The 16,014-nt window shown below is 36.1% G+C and carries 12 protein-coding genes and 1 pseudogene; 11 read left to right on the top strand and 2 right to left on the bottom strand.

What is annotated here, in order from left to right:
* Positions 1 to 32: 32 nt before the first annotated feature.
* From IR022_RS20005 to recG, 5 genes are all read left to right on the top strand, one after another.
* Positions 33 to 2,114, top strand: a complete 2,082-nt coding sequence (locus IR022_RS20005) for a LysM peptidoglycan-binding domain-containing protein (protein ID WP_242053212.1) — start codon at positions 33 to 35, stop codon at positions 2,112 to 2,114.
* Positions 2,115 to 2,256: 142 nt separating this feature from the next.
* Positions 2,257 to 4,500, top strand: coding sequence for a RelA/SpoT family protein (locus IR022_RS11080; RefSeq protein ID WP_050709831.1), 2,244 nt, complete (start codon positions 2,257 to 2,259; stop codon positions 4,498 to 4,500).
* A gap of 104 nt (positions 4,501 to 4,604) precedes the next feature.
* On the top strand, positions 4,605 to 5,624 hold the full coding sequence (gene ruvB / locus IR022_RS11075) for a Holliday junction branch migration DNA helicase RuvB (RefSeq protein WP_050709832.1): 1,020 nt from the start codon (positions 4,605 to 4,607) through the stop codon (positions 5,622 to 5,624).
* A gap of 47 nt (positions 5,625 to 5,671) precedes the next feature.
* Positions 5,672 to 7,219, top strand: coding sequence for a glycosyltransferase family 39 protein (locus IR022_RS11070; protein WP_194203732.1), 1,548 nt, complete (start codon positions 5,672 to 5,674; stop codon positions 7,217 to 7,219).
* 123 nt (positions 7,220 to 7,342) lie between these two features.
* On the top strand, positions 7,343 to 9,439 hold the full coding sequence (gene recG, locus IR022_RS11065; RefSeq protein ID WP_050709834.1) for an ATP-dependent DNA helicase RecG: 2,097 nt from the start codon (positions 7,343 to 7,345) through the stop codon (positions 9,437 to 9,439).
* A 69-nt stretch (positions 9,440 to 9,508) separates the two neighbouring features.
* On the opposite strand, the gene IR022_RS11060 is transcribed toward recG, so the two are convergent.
* On the bottom strand, positions 9,509 to 9,889 hold the full coding sequence (locus tag IR022_RS11060) for a GntR family transcriptional regulator (RefSeq protein ID WP_050709835.1): 381 nt from the start codon (positions 9,887 to 9,889) through the stop codon (positions 9,509 to 9,511).
* 287 nt (positions 9,890 to 10,176) lie between these two features.
* Between IR022_RS11060 and IR022_RS11055 the strand changes: the two genes are divergently transcribed.
* The 4 genes and pseudogenes from IR022_RS11055 to IR022_RS11040 all read left to right on the top strand — a co-directional run.
* On the top strand, positions 10,177 to 11,244 hold the full coding sequence (locus IR022_RS11055) for a lysylphosphatidylglycerol synthase transmembrane domain-containing protein (protein ID WP_194203731.1): 1,068 nt from the start codon (positions 10,177 to 10,179) through the stop codon (positions 11,242 to 11,244).
* The gene (locus IR022_RS11050) at positions 11,241 to 12,086 is read left to right on the top strand and encodes an alpha/beta hydrolase (protein WP_194203730.1); all 846 of its coding nucleotides are present in this window, start codon (positions 11,241 to 11,243) and stop codon (positions 12,084 to 12,086) included. Before IR022_RS11055 ends, IR022_RS11050 begins: the two co-directional genes overlap by 4 nt.
* A complete protein-coding gene (locus IR022_RS11045) occupies positions 12,079 to 12,519 on the top strand; it encodes a WG repeat-containing protein (RefSeq protein WP_194203729.1) in 441 nt (146 codons plus the stop codon). The genes IR022_RS11050 and IR022_RS11045 overlap by 8 nt, the downstream gene beginning before the upstream one ends.
* A 256-nt stretch (positions 12,520 to 12,775) precedes the next feature.
* Positions 12,776 to 13,795, top strand: a pseudogene (locus tag IR022_RS11040) (dipeptide epimerase); the annotation flags it as partial.
* Between the two features lie 26 nt (positions 13,796 to 13,821).
* Here the strand turns inward: IR022_RS11040 and IR022_RS11035 are convergent.
* Positions 13,822 to 14,904: a DUF6340 family protein gene (locus tag IR022_RS11035; RefSeq protein ID WP_194203727.1), complete on the bottom strand. Its 1,083-nt coding sequence runs from the start codon at positions 14,902 to 14,904 to the stop codon at positions 13,822 to 13,824.
* Between the two features lie 171 nt (positions 14,905 to 15,075).
* Here IR022_RS11035 and xseB point away from each other — a divergent pair, with 171 nt between their 5' ends.
* The gene (gene xseB / locus IR022_RS11030) at positions 15,076 to 15,273 is read left to right on the top strand and encodes an exodeoxyribonuclease VII small subunit (RefSeq protein ID WP_050709841.1); all 198 of its coding nucleotides are present in this window, start codon (positions 15,076 to 15,078) and stop codon (positions 15,271 to 15,273) included.
* A 77-nt stretch (positions 15,274 to 15,350) separates the two neighbouring features.
* The gene (locus IR022_RS11025) at positions 15,351 to 16,013 is read left to right on the top strand and encodes a 2-C-methyl-D-erythritol 4-phosphate cytidylyltransferase (protein WP_194203726.1); all 663 of its coding nucleotides are present in this window, start codon (positions 15,351 to 15,353) and stop codon (positions 16,011 to 16,013) included.
* Position 16,014: the final 1 nt, after the last annotated feature.

The following is a 16,014-nucleotide window of genomic DNA, read 5'->3' as shown; positions in this document are numbered from 1 at the left end:
GTTGTTGTTGATGTCCGAAAAAGAAATGATTTATGCTAAAAAAACTTTTTATTGCTGGTTTTATTTTGGGGGGTATTGTTCCCCTTTTTGGTCAGGTTCATAAAAATGGACTATCAATAAAAGAAACTATTACAGATAAGGAATTAACTATCCCCGAAGAGATAGAACGTAACTTCGATCAATTATTAGTTGATTGGAAGAAAGATCTAAGTCCTTCTCTAAATTGTACATCAAACTTTGATACAGATGTAGCATATCCCGATTCTGTTTATATCAATAGACTTTATGCTTTGCCTACTGAAATGGAGTTGGTGTATAATCCGGTTGTAAGATCATATATCGATATGTATACGGGACGGATGAGAAGAAGTGTAGAATATTTTTTAGGAAAATCCGATTATTACTTTCCAATCTTTGAGCAAGCTTTAGATAAATATAACTTACCTCTTGAATTAAAATACTTACCTATTATTGAATCTGCACTTAATCCTACGATTGCTTCTCGAATGGGGGCGACTGGGCTTTGGCAGTTTATGATTGGTACGGGAAAAATGTACGATCTTGAGGTAAATACTTTAGTTGATGAACGTCGCGATCCACTTAGATCCACTGATGCGGCTGCTAGATTTCTGAAAGACTTATATGGTATATATGGTGACTGGAATTTAGTTATTGCAGCATATAATTGTGGTCCCGGAAATGTAAACAAAGCAATCAAGCGTAGTGGCGGACAAACGGATTATTGGTCAATTTATCCCTATCTTCCGAAAGAAACCCGAGGTTATGTACCTGCTTTTATTGCTGCAGCGTATGTTATGAACTATTATTCGGCTCACAATATCTGTCCTTTTGAATATAAATATACTCATTCTACTGATACTATTCTGGTTGACAAGCAACTGCATTTGCAACAAGTTGCCGAATATCTAAATGTATCGCTTGATGAATTGAGAACTTTGAATCCTCAATATAAAAAAGATATTGTTCCAGGTGAATACAAAGCATATGTACTGAATTTACCATCTATAAACGCTCCTGACTTTGAAATTCAAAGAGATTCTATTTTTGCATATAAGGCAACCGAATTTCTTTCGCATCGCAAAGTGGTTAATCCAAATGGGTATACTGCAGTGGCTGCAACTAATGGAACAAAATATAAAGTGCGTAGAGGGGATAATTTAGCTGCTATAGCTCGTAAACATGGAGTTACAACTGCTCAGATAAAACGATGGAATGGCCTTAAAACAAATAGATTGAGTGCTGGTCAGATATTGGCAGTATCAGCAGGTAAACCAGTGAATCAAGCAACACCTCAGGAAACAACACAACAATCAACACAAGATTTACTAGCACAAAATACAAGTCAGACAACATCTGATAATCAATCTTCTTTAGATAATGATAATACTTCTTCAAATTCGTTATCTGATTATTTTGCAAAAATGCAAGAACGTGCAACAGGAGCAGACCCTGATCCTATTCCAGCAAAAGAAACCGAAGCTAATTTGGCTGTTGTAGATGTTCCCGATCCAAATGAATCTGAATTGGGTAATAATAACAGAGGTCGGGATATACAAGGAACTCAGACTATTTATCATAAAGTACGTATTGGTGAAACACTAACTCAGATCGCTTCTAAATATAATGTAGATAGAAAAGATATTTCTTCTTGGAATAAACTAAAATCATCGGTACCCAAAGTTGGTCAACGATTGGTAATACATTTACCCGCTCAAAAAGAAGAGCTTGTTGCAGAAGAATTACCTACTATATCTGAAGAGTCTATAGAACAAGTTGTTGCGGATGTGAAAACATCTGTGCAAGATAATGCAGCTAATAAGCCTTTAGCTTCGACTTCATCGATGATTTCCTCTTCTACAAAATCGGTAACGGTGAAGAAAGAAGAACCTAAAGTAGAAAAGAAGGTTGCACCCAAAGTTGCGAAAGAGCCGGCAAAACAACAGCCTTTGACATACACAGTAAAGAAGGGAGATACTTTAGGTAGTATTGCTGGAAAATATGGAAGAAAAATAACAGTAAAAGACATACAAAAGGCTAATAACTTAAATTCAGATAAGTTAAGTATCGGGCAAAAACTTAAAATTCCCAGATAAATAATTTAGAATTATGGTATCCATTTATTATTCTAATTTGTTTTATAAGTAATAAATTGCTGCTTGATGCAACATTTATTCATTGTAGTGCGTTTGATATTATAACATGCAAAGTAATAAATAGATCTCTGATCTTAATTTTATGGATAAAGAAGATAAAACGATGGATGATGATTTGATGGTGGAAAGAGAGTTTGAAGCTCTTATAGATGACTACCTCAAAACGAATCATAGACGAAAAGTTGAAATAATAAGGAAAGCTTTTCATCTTGCAAAAGAAGCACATAAAGGAGCACGACGTAGATCGGGCGAGCCATATATAATGCATCCGATAGCGGTTGCACGTATAGTTTGTAGTGAGATAGGATTGGGATCTACATCTATTTGTGCTGCTTTGTTGCATGATGTCGTTGAAGACACTGATTATACCGTAGAAGATCTTAAAAAGATATTTGGCGATAAAATTGCAGAGATTGTTGATGGGTTGACCAAGATATCGAGTGGTATGTTTGGTGATAACGTATCATCGCAGGCTGAGAACTTTAGAAAGCTTTTGCTTACGATGGCCGATGACATTAGAGTAATACTTGTAAAAATTGCCGACCGTCTTCATAATATGCGAACATTGGGTTCGATGGCTCCGGCAAAACGCCATAAAATTGCTGGTGAAACAATGTACATATATGCTCCTCTCGCACACCGATTGGGGCTTTTTGCTATAAAAACGGAGCTGGAAGAACTCAGTTTTAAATACGAAAACACCGAAGAATACAACGAGATTGTTTCGAAGCTTGAATCTTCGTTAAGCATTAGAAAAAATATCTTCGAGCATTTTGCGGAACCCGTAGTTCATAAATTAGACGAATTGGGTTTCAAATATGAAATAAAAGCACGCGATAAATCAGTATATTCTATTTGGAATAAGATGAAATCAAAGGGAGTTCCTTTTGAAGAAATCTATGATATATTCGCTGTTAGAATTATATTCGACTCCGAACCCGGTGTTGATGAAAAGAAACGATGTTGGGATATTTATTCGGTGATTACGGATATTTATAAACTTCGTCCCGATCGTATCAGAGATTGGGTTAGTCGTCCCAAATCGAATGGTTATCAAGCTTTACACCTTACGGTGATGGGTCCTGATGGCGAATGGGTCGAAATTCAGATCCGAAGCCGTAGAATGGATGATATTGCCGAAAAAGGCTTTGCCGCCCATTGGAAATATAAAGAAGGTAAAATAGAGGAAGATAATGAACTAGATAAGTGGTTGAAAACTATTACTGAGATATTGGAGCATCCAAATCCGAATGCAATAGATTTTCTGGATACCATTAAACTCAACTTATTCTCTCAGGAAATATTTGTTTTTACGCCTAAAGGCGATTTGAGAACAATGGCTCAAGGCTCTACTGCTCTCGATTTTGCTTATGAGCTTCATACCAATATTGGAGACCATTGTATTGGTGCAAAAGTAAATCATAAACTTGTTCCTCTTAGTCATAAGCTGAATAGTGGGGATCAGGTTGAAATCTTGACATCTAAATCTCAAAGTCCACAGCCTGAGTGGTTAGGCTTTATTACAAGCGCCAAAGCCAGAACTAAGCTTGAATCGACTCTGAAAAAGCAGAAGAAAGAAGTAGCTAAAAAAGGTGAGGCAATTCTAAAAGAAGTAGTTGGTGAAGCAGAGCTTACAACTTCAACTATAGATAAGTTGCTCGATTTTTATAAAATAACCAAGAAAGAAGATTTTTTCTTTGCTTTGGGTAACAAAACAATTGTTCTTCCTGCTAATTTGGACAAACTGTTTAATCAAAAAGATAAAGACGGTTCATCCAATATCTTCATGCGCTATATGAAGCAGGCATTCAGAGTTGGTAAAAAAGAGAGTGGAGACACCGAGTCTTTGGATACTGATGATCTGGATACAATTGATAAGAAAAAAACATACATTCTCGAAGAGGATTCTTTCAAAAAGAATTTCAGAATAGCCTCATGTTGTAACCCTATACCAGGAGATAAGGTGTTTGGTTTTATAACAGATAGTAATGAGATTCAAGTTCATGGTGTTAATTGCCCCGTTGGCTTGAAACTTAAAGCGAGTTTTGGTGATAAAATTCTTACACTTGAGTGGGGGCGTTATGCTCAATACTCGTTTTTATCTACCATCATTATTCGTGGGATAGACCGTGTTGGAATGCTTAATGATATAACTAAAGTTATAATTACAGATTCGGTAAACATTAAAAGTTTGAATATTGAATCGAATGATGGTATCTTTGAAGGGAAGGTAAGCCTTTATGTACATAGTGTAATAGATGTACAAAAGCTATGTTCTCAGATTTTGAAAATAGAAGGAGTTCAGTCGGTTAATCGGTTGAGTTAAGGTATTAAGCTTTCTATATTTTAGGTCGTTGTGTATCCTCAATCTTTGATGTTTTGGTGTATGACGACAAGTATTTATTGTAGTTAAGATTGTTATAATAATATATGGATGCATTCGACATACATGACGAGAATTTAAACGGAACAGAGCGTGAATTTGAAAATGCTTTGAGGCCTCTCAGTTTTAATAGCTTTAGTGGTCAGGACAAGGTAGTGGATAATTTAAAGGTATTCGTTGCAGCAGCTCGTATGCGTGGAGAATCTTTAGATCATACTTTATTACATGGCCCTCCGGGGTTGGGTAAAACAACCTTATCCAACATTATAGCAAATGAACTGGGTGTTGGTTTTAAAATAACATCGGGTCCTGTGCTTGATAAACCGGGCGATTTGGCTGGTTTATTGACTTCGTTAGAACCTAATGATGTCCTTTTTATCGATGAAATACATCGTCTTTCTCCAATTGTGGAAGAATATCTTTATAGTGCAATGGAGGATTATCGGATTGATATTATGATCGATAAAGGTCCTAGTGCACGTTCTGTTCAAATTGAATTGAATCCCTTTACTCTTATCGGTGCTACTACACGTAGTGGATTATTGACAAGTCCTTTGCGTGCCCGATTTGGTATAAACATGCACTTAGAGTATTATGATAATGACACCTTAACGGGAATCATCAAACGTTCAGCAAATATATTGGATGTACCTTGCGATGATGATGCTGCTAAAGAAATAGCATTACGCAGTAGGGGAACGCCCCGTATTTCGAATGCTCTTTTGAGAAGAGTGAGAGACTTTGCTCAAGTAAAAGGGTCGGGAAGTATTGATAAAGAAATAGCAAACTACTCGCTTGAGGCTCTCAATATTGACAAATATGGTCTTGATGAGGTTGATAATAAAATATTACTGATTATTATAGACAAGTTCAAAGGCGGGCCTGTTGGTATTTCTACTATTGCAACAGCTCTCGGAGAAGACGGTGGAACAATAGAAGAAGTGTATGAACCTTTTCTTATCAAAGAAGGTTTTATGAAACGTACTCCACGAGGGCGAGAAGCTACTGAATTAGCTTATAAACATCTGGGAAGACATAAAGATACTGAGCAAGGATACTTGTTTTGAATTAGTTGTAATTGATTAAAACATCTCCACACTTGTTACCAATGAATATGGCGAATAATGAAAATAAGAAATATTCGATTCTCTTATATGTCCTATTCTTTATAGGCTCTTTTCTTTTCCTGTCTTTAGACTTTTATAAAGCTTTTTGGTACGACGAAGCCTATACAATAAACCTAGTACGTCAATCCTTTGGATATTTGTGGCATGTTACTGCAAATGATGTTCATCCGCCTCTTTACTATATCCTTCTTAAATTATATACTTACGTTTTTGGCGACTCGGTAGTTGCCTTGCGTATCTTTTCGGCTCTGCCTGTAATAGGTATTATGCTGTTAGGTTGTACTCGTATCCGAAAAATGTTTGGTGATAAAACAGCCTTGAGCTTCTTACTTATAGTAATATTGATGCCTGTTAGTCAATATGCAGCCTCCGAAATAAGAATGTACTCATTGGCTATGCTATTTGTTCTTTTAAGTGCTTTGTATGCCTATCAAAGTTATTCTACTTTTCGTAGATCTGATCTGATTAAGTTTACCCTCTTTTCTTTAACTGCAGCTTATACTCATTACTATGCGTTATTGGGTGTTTTCTATATTTATTTTCTTTTTCTTGTTGTAGTTGTAATAGCTAAGAGAGAGAAAATTATTCCATTTATTGGTTATTCTGTTTTGTTTGTTATTGGTTATTTGCCTTGGCTGATAAACTTACCGGGGCAAGTGTCGCAAGTGCAGGATGAATACTGGATTAATGCCCCTAGATTGAAAGATCTTATAATCTACTTATATTATCCATTTGCTCAGGAATTAGATTTGGTTGCAACTCAAATTCCTTTAGCATATTTTGCATTCTCATTCTGCTTATTGGCTGCGTTTTTTGTTCTTTTTATCTATATTGTTATATCTTCCAGAAAAGAAGTATATGGTGATAAAATATTGATTTTTAGAGCAAAATATGCAAATCTGTTGTTCTTGGCTTTTATATTTACGCTATCTACAGCGATTATTTATTCTCTTTTATCTAAGCCTGTATTTGTAACTCGTTATATGACTCCTATTTTAGGGTTGTTTTATTTGGGGCTTGCTATTTATATCGCATTGATTGATTGGAAGAAAATCCCAAATAAAATCATTCTTTTAGTGATGTTTTCCATAGTAGCTTATTTTTCATTTAATCATTATTCATTACAATATAGAACAAATGAGTATAAGCAGCGAGTACAGTCTAAAATAATCGATTTTGCCGCGGAAAGAGTAGATGATAAAACCGCTTTTTTATATTCGGATACACGTAGTTTCTCAATTGCAGCCATACCTTTGTTTTTCCCTGATTCGAAGCACTACATCAGAATTAGTGTAACAAAGAAACACTACAAGAAATATTTAGAAAATTTTAAAGTAATTCCTATCTTTGATTTTGCTGATGTTGACAGTACTTACACAAAAGTGTTAGTTATGAAAAATGTTGACAATGACGATTCGTTTATGAAAGTTGTTGCGGATTCGACCGAATTGGTTAAATACTTCGACATAATAGATAGACAGGATATTGAAGGGCATGTTGTTTATCAATTGCAGAGAAAGCATCTGAATAAATGATCGAAATATGATTTTCTCAGCAAACATTAAAAGAGGTCTGTGATCTTAATTCTTGAGTTTTAACAGGCTTTGGTTGTTGTAACTTGCCAAAGCAATAAAAAGGTCTGAGACCTTATTCTTATCATGGCTGACATATCCAATACAGACATAAAATATCTGCCGGGAGTAGGTCCCAAAAAGGCTGAAATATTAAATAAAGAGGTCGATATCTTTTCGGTTGAAGATCTCTTGCATTATTATCCCTATAAATACATTGATAGAAGTCGCATCTACTACATTCACGAAGTAGATGGCAATATGCCTTATATCCAATTAAAAGGACGTATAACAGCTTTTGAAAGTGTAGGCGAAGGGCGTAATAAAAGGCTTATTGCCCACTTTACCGATGGAACAGGCTTTATTGATCTGGTATGGTTTCAAGGGGCACGTTTTATTACGGATAAGTACAAAGTAAATCTTCCTTATCTGGTTTTTGGTAAACCTACAGCTTTTGGTAGTAAGTTTAATATAGCACATCCGGATATTGATCCGTACATCGAAGAGAAAGCGGAGCAAACCAATCTAATGGGGTATTACAATACAACCGAGAAGATGAAAACGCATTATCTGAATTCAAAAGCAATACAGAAGATAATGACCGGAGCGTTAGCCTCTGCATTGCCTCATGTTGTTGAAACTCTTCCCCAAACAATAATCGAAAAAGCAAACTTATTGCCATTGAAAGAGGCAATTCGAAATATTCACTTTCCGTTAAACCCTACTATTCTAAGAGATGCCCAGTATCGGTTGAAGTTTGAAGAGCTGTTTTATTTACAGCTTAATATTTTTCGTTATACTTCCGATCGGAGAGCTAAATTGAAGGGTTTTGTATTTACTCAAGTGGGTAACTATTTTAATTCTTTCTACGAAAAAAATCTACCTTTTGAGTTGACCAATGCACAGAAACGAATCATACGAGAGATTCGCCAAGATATGGCGACTGGTGAGCAAATGAACCGACTGTTGCAAGGGGATGTTGGTAGTGGGAAAACTTTGGTAGCACTTATGATTATGCTGATTGCTATGGACAATGGCTTTCAGGCTTCAATGATGGCTCCTACTGAGATTCTGGCTAATCAGCATTTTGCAACCATTCAGGAGTTTCTATTTGGATTGGGTATAAATGTCGAATTATTGACAGGTTCTACTAAAAAGAAAAAGCGAGAAGAGATTCATTCACGCCTTTTAACGGGTGATATTCATATCCTGATTGGGACACATGCCCTAATTGAAGATACAGTTCAATTTGGGAACTTGGGTTTGGTTGTTATCGATGAACAGCACCGTTTTGGTGTGGCACAGAGAGCAAAACTCTGGACTAAGAATGTGAATCCTCCGCATATGCTGGTTATGACGGCAACACCTATACCTCGTACGCTTGCAATGACAGTGTATGGAGATCTTGAAGTGTCGGTAATAGATGAACTGCCTCCGGGGCGTAAACCAATACAAACAATACATCAATACGATAAGAAGAGGGGTGCTTTGTATAATTCGATCCGAAAACAGTTAAGCGAAGGTCGGCAGATTTATTTTGTATATCCTTTGATCGAAGAAAGCGAGAAAATAGACTTAAAAAACCTCGAAGAAGGATATGAGCATATCTGTGAGATTTTTCCCGAATATACGGTGTGTAAAGTACATGGAAAGATGAAACCGGCAGAAAAAGATGCTGAAATGGCTCGCTTTGTTAAGAACGAAGCTCAAATAATGGTGGCTACTACGGTTATCGAGGTTGGAGTAAATGTTCCCAATGCATCGGTAATGGTTATAGAGAGTGCTCAGCGCTTTGGCTTGTCTCAATTGCATCAGCTAAGGGGTAGGGTAGGTAGAGGTGCCGATCAGTCGTATTGTATTCTTATAACGCCTTATGAGCTGTCTGCGGACTCTCGTAAGCGAATTAATATAATGGTTGAGAGTAACGATGGCTTTGAGATCGCTGAGGCCGATTTAAAACTCAGAGGTCCCGGAGATTTAGAAGGAACACAACAAAGTGGTATTGCTTTTAATTTGAGGATTGCCGATATTGTGAGAGATTCGCAAGTAATGCAATATGCACGCGATGTCGCAAAAGAAGTAATGGATAGAGATCCTGCTTTAGAAAGTATAGAGAATCAGATACTAAAGAGACAATTACGCAAACTGGGAGGAAATCGCTACAATTGGGGATTAATCAGCTAATACAAAAAAAGAAACAAACTTTTAGAGTCTGTTTCTTTAATTCTTAATATGTGTAGTGCTGAATATGTTTTATATAAGGCTCGATTCGTTTGCTCTTTTATTGCTTTTATATAGATCTATTAATTCTCCAAGTGTTATCTTTAGAGAGTTCATTGTTGAAAAGAATTCAGGAACCTGATTCTCATAAAAAGATCTTCTCATTAGCTCGAGGGCATTTTTATAAGAGTCTTTTGTTAGAAAGAGCCCAACACCTCTTTTAGACATTAAAATATCTTCCGATTGCAGTAGCTCGAGCGAACGCATCAGGGTATTATGGTTTACCTCTAATTCTTTGGCGAGTTCTTTTACTGTTGGGATTTTAGTTTCTTCTTTCCATTCTTTGGATACAATTCTTTGCGAGATTACATCGACAATTTGTAGGTAGATTGGTTTGTTTTTATGAAATTCCATGCGTTGTTGTTTTACAGAGTTATATTACAAATATAGCACTAGTTTTCTATATAAATGGTTTGTCCTTTTAAATTTTTAGCAATATACGTATTTTTTAATTATAAATAATCTGTTTAATTTCAGAATTTTAAGTAAAAATAGCACTCTATATATCTGTGATCGGTTTGGGTTTGTTAACTTTTGTGCCTTTTGATCGGGTAAATAGGAATATGGGTATTTAACATTAGGAAGTGTATTGTAAAGCTATTGTATTAACTAATTTTATTAATTAATAATTGAATGTAAATATGACTGGTCAGTCAACCAAAATAAGTAAATGGAAAATCTTGATACCAACTCTTCTTGGAGTCGGTGTTATTGTTTACATGTTTTCAAAGGATCTTTTAGGACAGGAAAATGCTCAACAATTAGCAGAACTAAGAAATGTAAAAATAACATGGGATACCGTTTTCTGGTTTTTTATAGCATTGCTTCTAATGGTTGGTCGTGATCTGGGATTTACTATCCGATATAGATATTTAACCGAGAAGGTGCTGTCTTGGAAGCAGTCGTTGAAAATAACGTTATTAGCAGAATTTGGAACAGCAGTTACCCCATCATCGGTTGGAGGATCAAGTATGGCAGTGCTTTTTCTTTCGAAAGAGAATATTAGTGTTGGCAGAAGTACAGCTATGGTGTTTGTGACGATGCTATTGGATGAAATGTTCTTTGTTGTAACCTTTCCTCTGCTATTGCTCTTTGTTCCCGTAGACGAACTTTTCCCCGAAATATCAACCTTGCAAATGGGGGTTATTTCTTTGTTTATTGCTGCATATATTATTAAGATGATTATTTGTATTTGTCTTATAATCGGTTTGTTTTTTAAGCCTCAGGCTATACGATGGCTTTTAATCAAAATATTCAGATTGCCTATCCTTCGTCGTTGGCATGCAGGAGCTGTAAAAGCAGGAGATGATTTGATTATAAGTGCCCGTGAGATTCGAGGGAAGAAATTTTCTTATTGGTGGCCTCTTATTTTGGCTACTATCCTGTCATGGGCTTCTCGCTTTTTAGTTGTAAATGCTCTTTTTATGGCATTTTTCTCAGTGTCGGATCATATGTTGATATTTGCCCGTCAGTTTGTGATGTGGGTGTTGATGATACTTAGCTTTACTCCCGGAGCCAGTGGATTGAGTGAAATCATATTCAAGCATTATTTAAGTGCACTTATTCCCATATCGGGGCTTATTCCTGTAATTATAGTATTGTGGCGATTACTCAGCTATTACAATTACCTTTTTATCGGTGCTTTTTTAGTTCCACGTTGGGCAAGCAAAGCCTTTACGAAAACCTCAAAATCTGAAGAAGTTATATGAAAGTGAAATTATCTCATCGTTTTTTCTATTTCTTACTGTTGGTTATATTAAACGGAAGTCTTTCGTTATTTGCTCAACAAATTGATACCATAGACATATACAGCTCAAAGATGAATGTGCGGGTAAAAAATATTGTCATTCTGCCCGATGGTTATAATAAAGAATCCAAGACAGAATATCCCGTGATTTATCTCCTGCATGGTTATGGAGGAAACCATCTTTCGTGGTTAAAAGTCGTGAAACCCACATTACCTCAATTGGCAAATAAATACCAATTCATAATTGTATGCCCTGATGGAAAGAATAGTTGGTATTGGGACAGTCCCGTTAATCCCAAGTCTCAATATGATACTTATGTTAGTCAAGAGCTAGTTACTTATATTGATAAGCATTATAAAACGATCAATTTACCGAAGGGTAGGGCAATATCAGGTTTTAGCATGGGCGGGCATGGAGCTTTATGGCTAACATTACAACATCCTGATGTATTTGGAGTTTGTGGGTCTATGAGTGGAGGAGTAGATATCAGACCATTTCCAAATAATTGGGAGATGTCTAAAGTATTAGGAAGCTATGTGAACAATAAATCGGTATGGGATGCACATACTGTAATAACGAATGTAGATAAATTGAAGAACATACCTTTGATCTTGGACTGTGGAGAGGATGATTTCTTCTTGGAAGTGAATGAAAATCTTCATAAACTTCTCTTGGCGAAAAAAATCAATCATACGTATATCATTACTTCGGGCGAACATAATTCGCAATATTGGAATAAGGCTGTTGAATGGCAGTTGGCTTTCTTTGTAAAATTCTTTTTTCCTGAAAATAAAAATGGCTAAACGACAAACAAAAGAAAAATCTACTACTACTTTAGTGTCGAAAACGCAAAAATTAGTAGTGTCAGAAAACAATGGTAAATGGGGATTCTTAGATGCAGTAACAGGCGAAGAGGTTGTGCCATTTATATATGATTGTGCTCATGCTTTTTCTGTAGAATTAGCCTTAGTTCGCTTAAATGGTTGGTGGGGTTATATAGATAAAACAGGGAGAGAAGTTATTCCGTGTATATATAATCCAGCATGGTCGTTTACAAAAACGGGATTGGCAGCAGTAGGTATAGAGGGTAAATGCGGTTTTATAGACCAGACAGGAGAAGTTGTTATTCCGCTTATATATGATGACGCCCGCTATTTTAATAAAGATGGTAAAGCAAAGGTTAAGTTAAACGGCAAAACTTTTTTTATAGATGTGAAAGGAGATTGGATCGAATAAATATGAAAATCAAAAAAGTCCCGATTTAGGGGTGTATTGCATACTTATTTGTTTATTTAATATAAGATTATAATGAAAAAACAGGACAAAGAGAATAAGCTCCAAAATGTATGTAATATTTGTCTCCTTTTGTGTAATATTTGTCACCTTTGGTTAACGTAATAATTTCGCTATGCCGAGATAAGAAGAAAGCTCTATTTAGCTGTATTAATATGTAGATGGAGTAGAATCCTACAAAAAGCAAAAAACTATGAATAGAATACAATTATCGTACTCACCCTATAACTTAATATTGAAATATCCGTTTACTATTTCGACCTATTCACGCACTACAACTCCGGTTGTTTTGGTAGAGATTCATTACAATGGATATGTTGGCTATGGTGAAGCTTCGTTACCTCAATATTTGGGTGAAACGCAGGACAGTGTTATCAGTTTTTTGAAACAAGTAGATCTAGGTCAGTTTTCTGACTTGACAGCCATAGATGAGATTTTGACGTATGTAGATCATATAGCAATTGGCAATACAGCAGCAAAAGCTTCTATTGATATAGCATTGCATGACTTAGTGGGAAAGATGGCTGGTAAGGCATGGCATGAAATCTGGAATTTAAATCCTGAAAATACGCCCAATACAACATATACAATCGGAATTGATACGGACGATATTGTAAAAAAGAAAACTACAGAAGTATCCTCTGATTTTAAAATATTGAAAGTGAAATTGGGTGGGAATGATGATAAGCGCATGATTGAGGTAATCCGGTCGGTAACGGATTTGCCTTTAGCTATTGATGCCAATCAAGGATGGAAAGACAGATCGGAAGCTCTGGAGATGGTACATTGGCTGAAAGAACAAGGAGTTGTACTTATTGAACAGCCCATGCTTAAAACCGATTTGGAAGGCAGTGCATGGCTCACGGCTCACAGTCCATTGCCTATTTTTGCCGATGAATCGGTACAAAGGCTTGCCGACATGGAAAAAATTAAAGGAGCTTTTTCGGGGATCAACATCAAGTTGATGAAGTGTACCGGTATGAACGAAGCTTATAAAATGATAAATATAGCTCCTTCTATGGGTTTTGATGTAATGTTGGGCTGTATGACCGAAACTTCGTGTGCAATATCCGCAGCCTCTCAATTGTCGCCTGCTGTGAATTTTGCCGATTTAGACGGGGCATTACTCATCACGAATGACTGTTTTAGAGGTACAACAATAAAAAACGGGAAGATTATATTAAATAATCTCCCCGGTATAGGTGTCAATAAAGTTTGATCTTCTGTTTTTATTCTCTAGAAGCTTTATCTTCTCATATCAAGTAATTTAAAGTCGTTGTAGCGCTCTAAAAGGTCTTCTTTGTAGCTTGTAGCTCTCAATAGATTTTCCTCGTCAACACCCGTGCTTTGGGTCTCTTCGAATAATTGACAAGAAGTGGTTATCCATCTTAGTGCATTCTTTAGTTCGTCTTTTAGCTCATAAGCCAAAGCTATATTGCTAGCAAGTCTGGCTTTTTTCTTGATGTTTTTTGTTTCGCTATCGTAAGCTGATTGCCATAATGCTAAAGCTCCTGACCAATCGTTAGTCGCCATTTTTTTGTTTGCAGCCTTTATATCGCCAAAATACCATCTCAACTCATTGCTCCAATAAGGTGCTAAAGCATCTGCTATTTTTTCGGCTGTATATCTGGCAGCCTCTTTCATTGCATCTTCTCTGCTTGGAATGGTATCCGAAAGAGGTGTATTTTGATTGTAAGTGGCGCTCCAATAGATGCTGTCATTTATGTATAGTGGTGGAGATATTGCCTGCCCTTCTTTAGAATATACCTGAAAGCGAATATCCATCTTTAAATCTAGAAATCTCATTGTAGTTCCAAACTCAAAGTCTTCTTCGTGAGAAGCTGTACTTACCAGAAAACGATCTAATGAAATTATAGCATCGGCATTGTTTGCTATACAGATTTCTTTTATCAGAGTCGAATCTAATTGAAGAATATCTTCATAGTTGGCGTCCTCTCTTAGCGGATGTTCGTAAAAAATAACATCCTTGAAGTATTCTTTATCTGAGATATCTTCAAAAAGAGCTTCAGCTAATATATAATTCACGTCGTCATTTACCTCAATTTTAACGGGGGTGCCCGCTTCTTGTCCAAAACGATACTCAAAGTGACCGACATCTTCGGGTTGAGGAACAGTATTGTCAACAATAACAATATTCTCAATACTATTTGGTAGCGTTATGTGAGCGGGTTTTTCTACATTTACGACCAATGTATCTAAACTAGTGCAACTCGTGAGAAAGAATAATCCCGAAAATATCCCTAAGAATAAGAAACTCTTTGGTAAAATTAAGGTCGAAGACCTATTCGTTGCTTTAGTAAGTGTCATATACAATTTTTTTTAGAACTGAATGTTATATATAAGATATAGCCTGTAAACTTAAAAGCTATTTATTATCTTCAAATTTAAATTTAAATTTCCAGATCGGATTATCTTTGTTGTATGTAAATTAAAATTTATCTAAGTTTAAACCCCTATTTCAAACAAAATGTTCACAGAATGGCAAAAAAAGATAAATCATACACCGAAGCAATACAAGAACTTCAGGAAATTCTCGATAAACTCGAGTCGGGCGATATGGAAGTAGATGTGTTGACAGAAGAAATAAAAAAGGCGTCGGTACTGCTAAAACTTTGTAAAGAAAAGCTTTATAAAACAGATACTGAGATAAAAAAAATACTAGATAATCTAGACTAAAGCAAAGTTGCTGAACTATTTGTTGCTTTAGTCGGTTATTTAAATGAATTAAAATATTTTTACCTAAAAGACCATATATGAACAATGTAATCATAGTAGCGGGTGGAAAAGGTTTGCGCATGGGAAGCGAACTGCCCAAACAGTTTTTAAACGTGGGTGGAAAACCTGTCTTGATGCGAACCATCGAAGCCTTTTACAATTTCGATAAATCGATACGTATTATTGTGGCATTATCTGCGTCATATCGCGAGCATTGGTCGAAATTATGTAAAGGATATGGCTTTTCGGTGTATCATGAAGTCGTAGATGGAGGCGAAACTCGTTTTCACTCGGTCAAGAATGGTTTAGAGCTTGTTGGCGAAGGTTGGGTAGCTGTGCATGATGCTGTGCGTCCATTTACATCTGTTTCTCTTTTGAAGACGTGCTTTGATGCTGCAAAAGAGTATAAGGCTGTGATTCCTGTTATAGACGTGACGGATAGTTTGCGTGAAATTGTCGGTGAAAACGATAGTAAGATTGTAGATCGTTCAAGATATCGTATGGTTCAAACACCTCAGGTTTTTGAGTCTGCTTTGCTTATAAAGGCATATGAGACCGATTTTTCCGAGTCTTTTACTGATGATGCATCAGTGGTTGAGATATATGGTCATCCCATTCATTTAGTAGAGGGTGAGAGGGCAAATATAAAAATAACAACGCCTTTTGATCTCGATTTGGGAGAAGTTATACTAGGTAAGTAAA

Origin of the sequence: Dysgonomonas sp. GY617, assembly GCF_015233815.1 — a bacterium.
Classification (GTDB): domain Bacteria; phylum Bacteroidota; class Bacteroidia; order Bacteroidales; family Dysgonomonadaceae; genus Dysgonomonas_A.
Note: the sequence above shows the minus strand (reverse complement) of the source record. Positions and strands in the feature narration are given on the sequence as shown.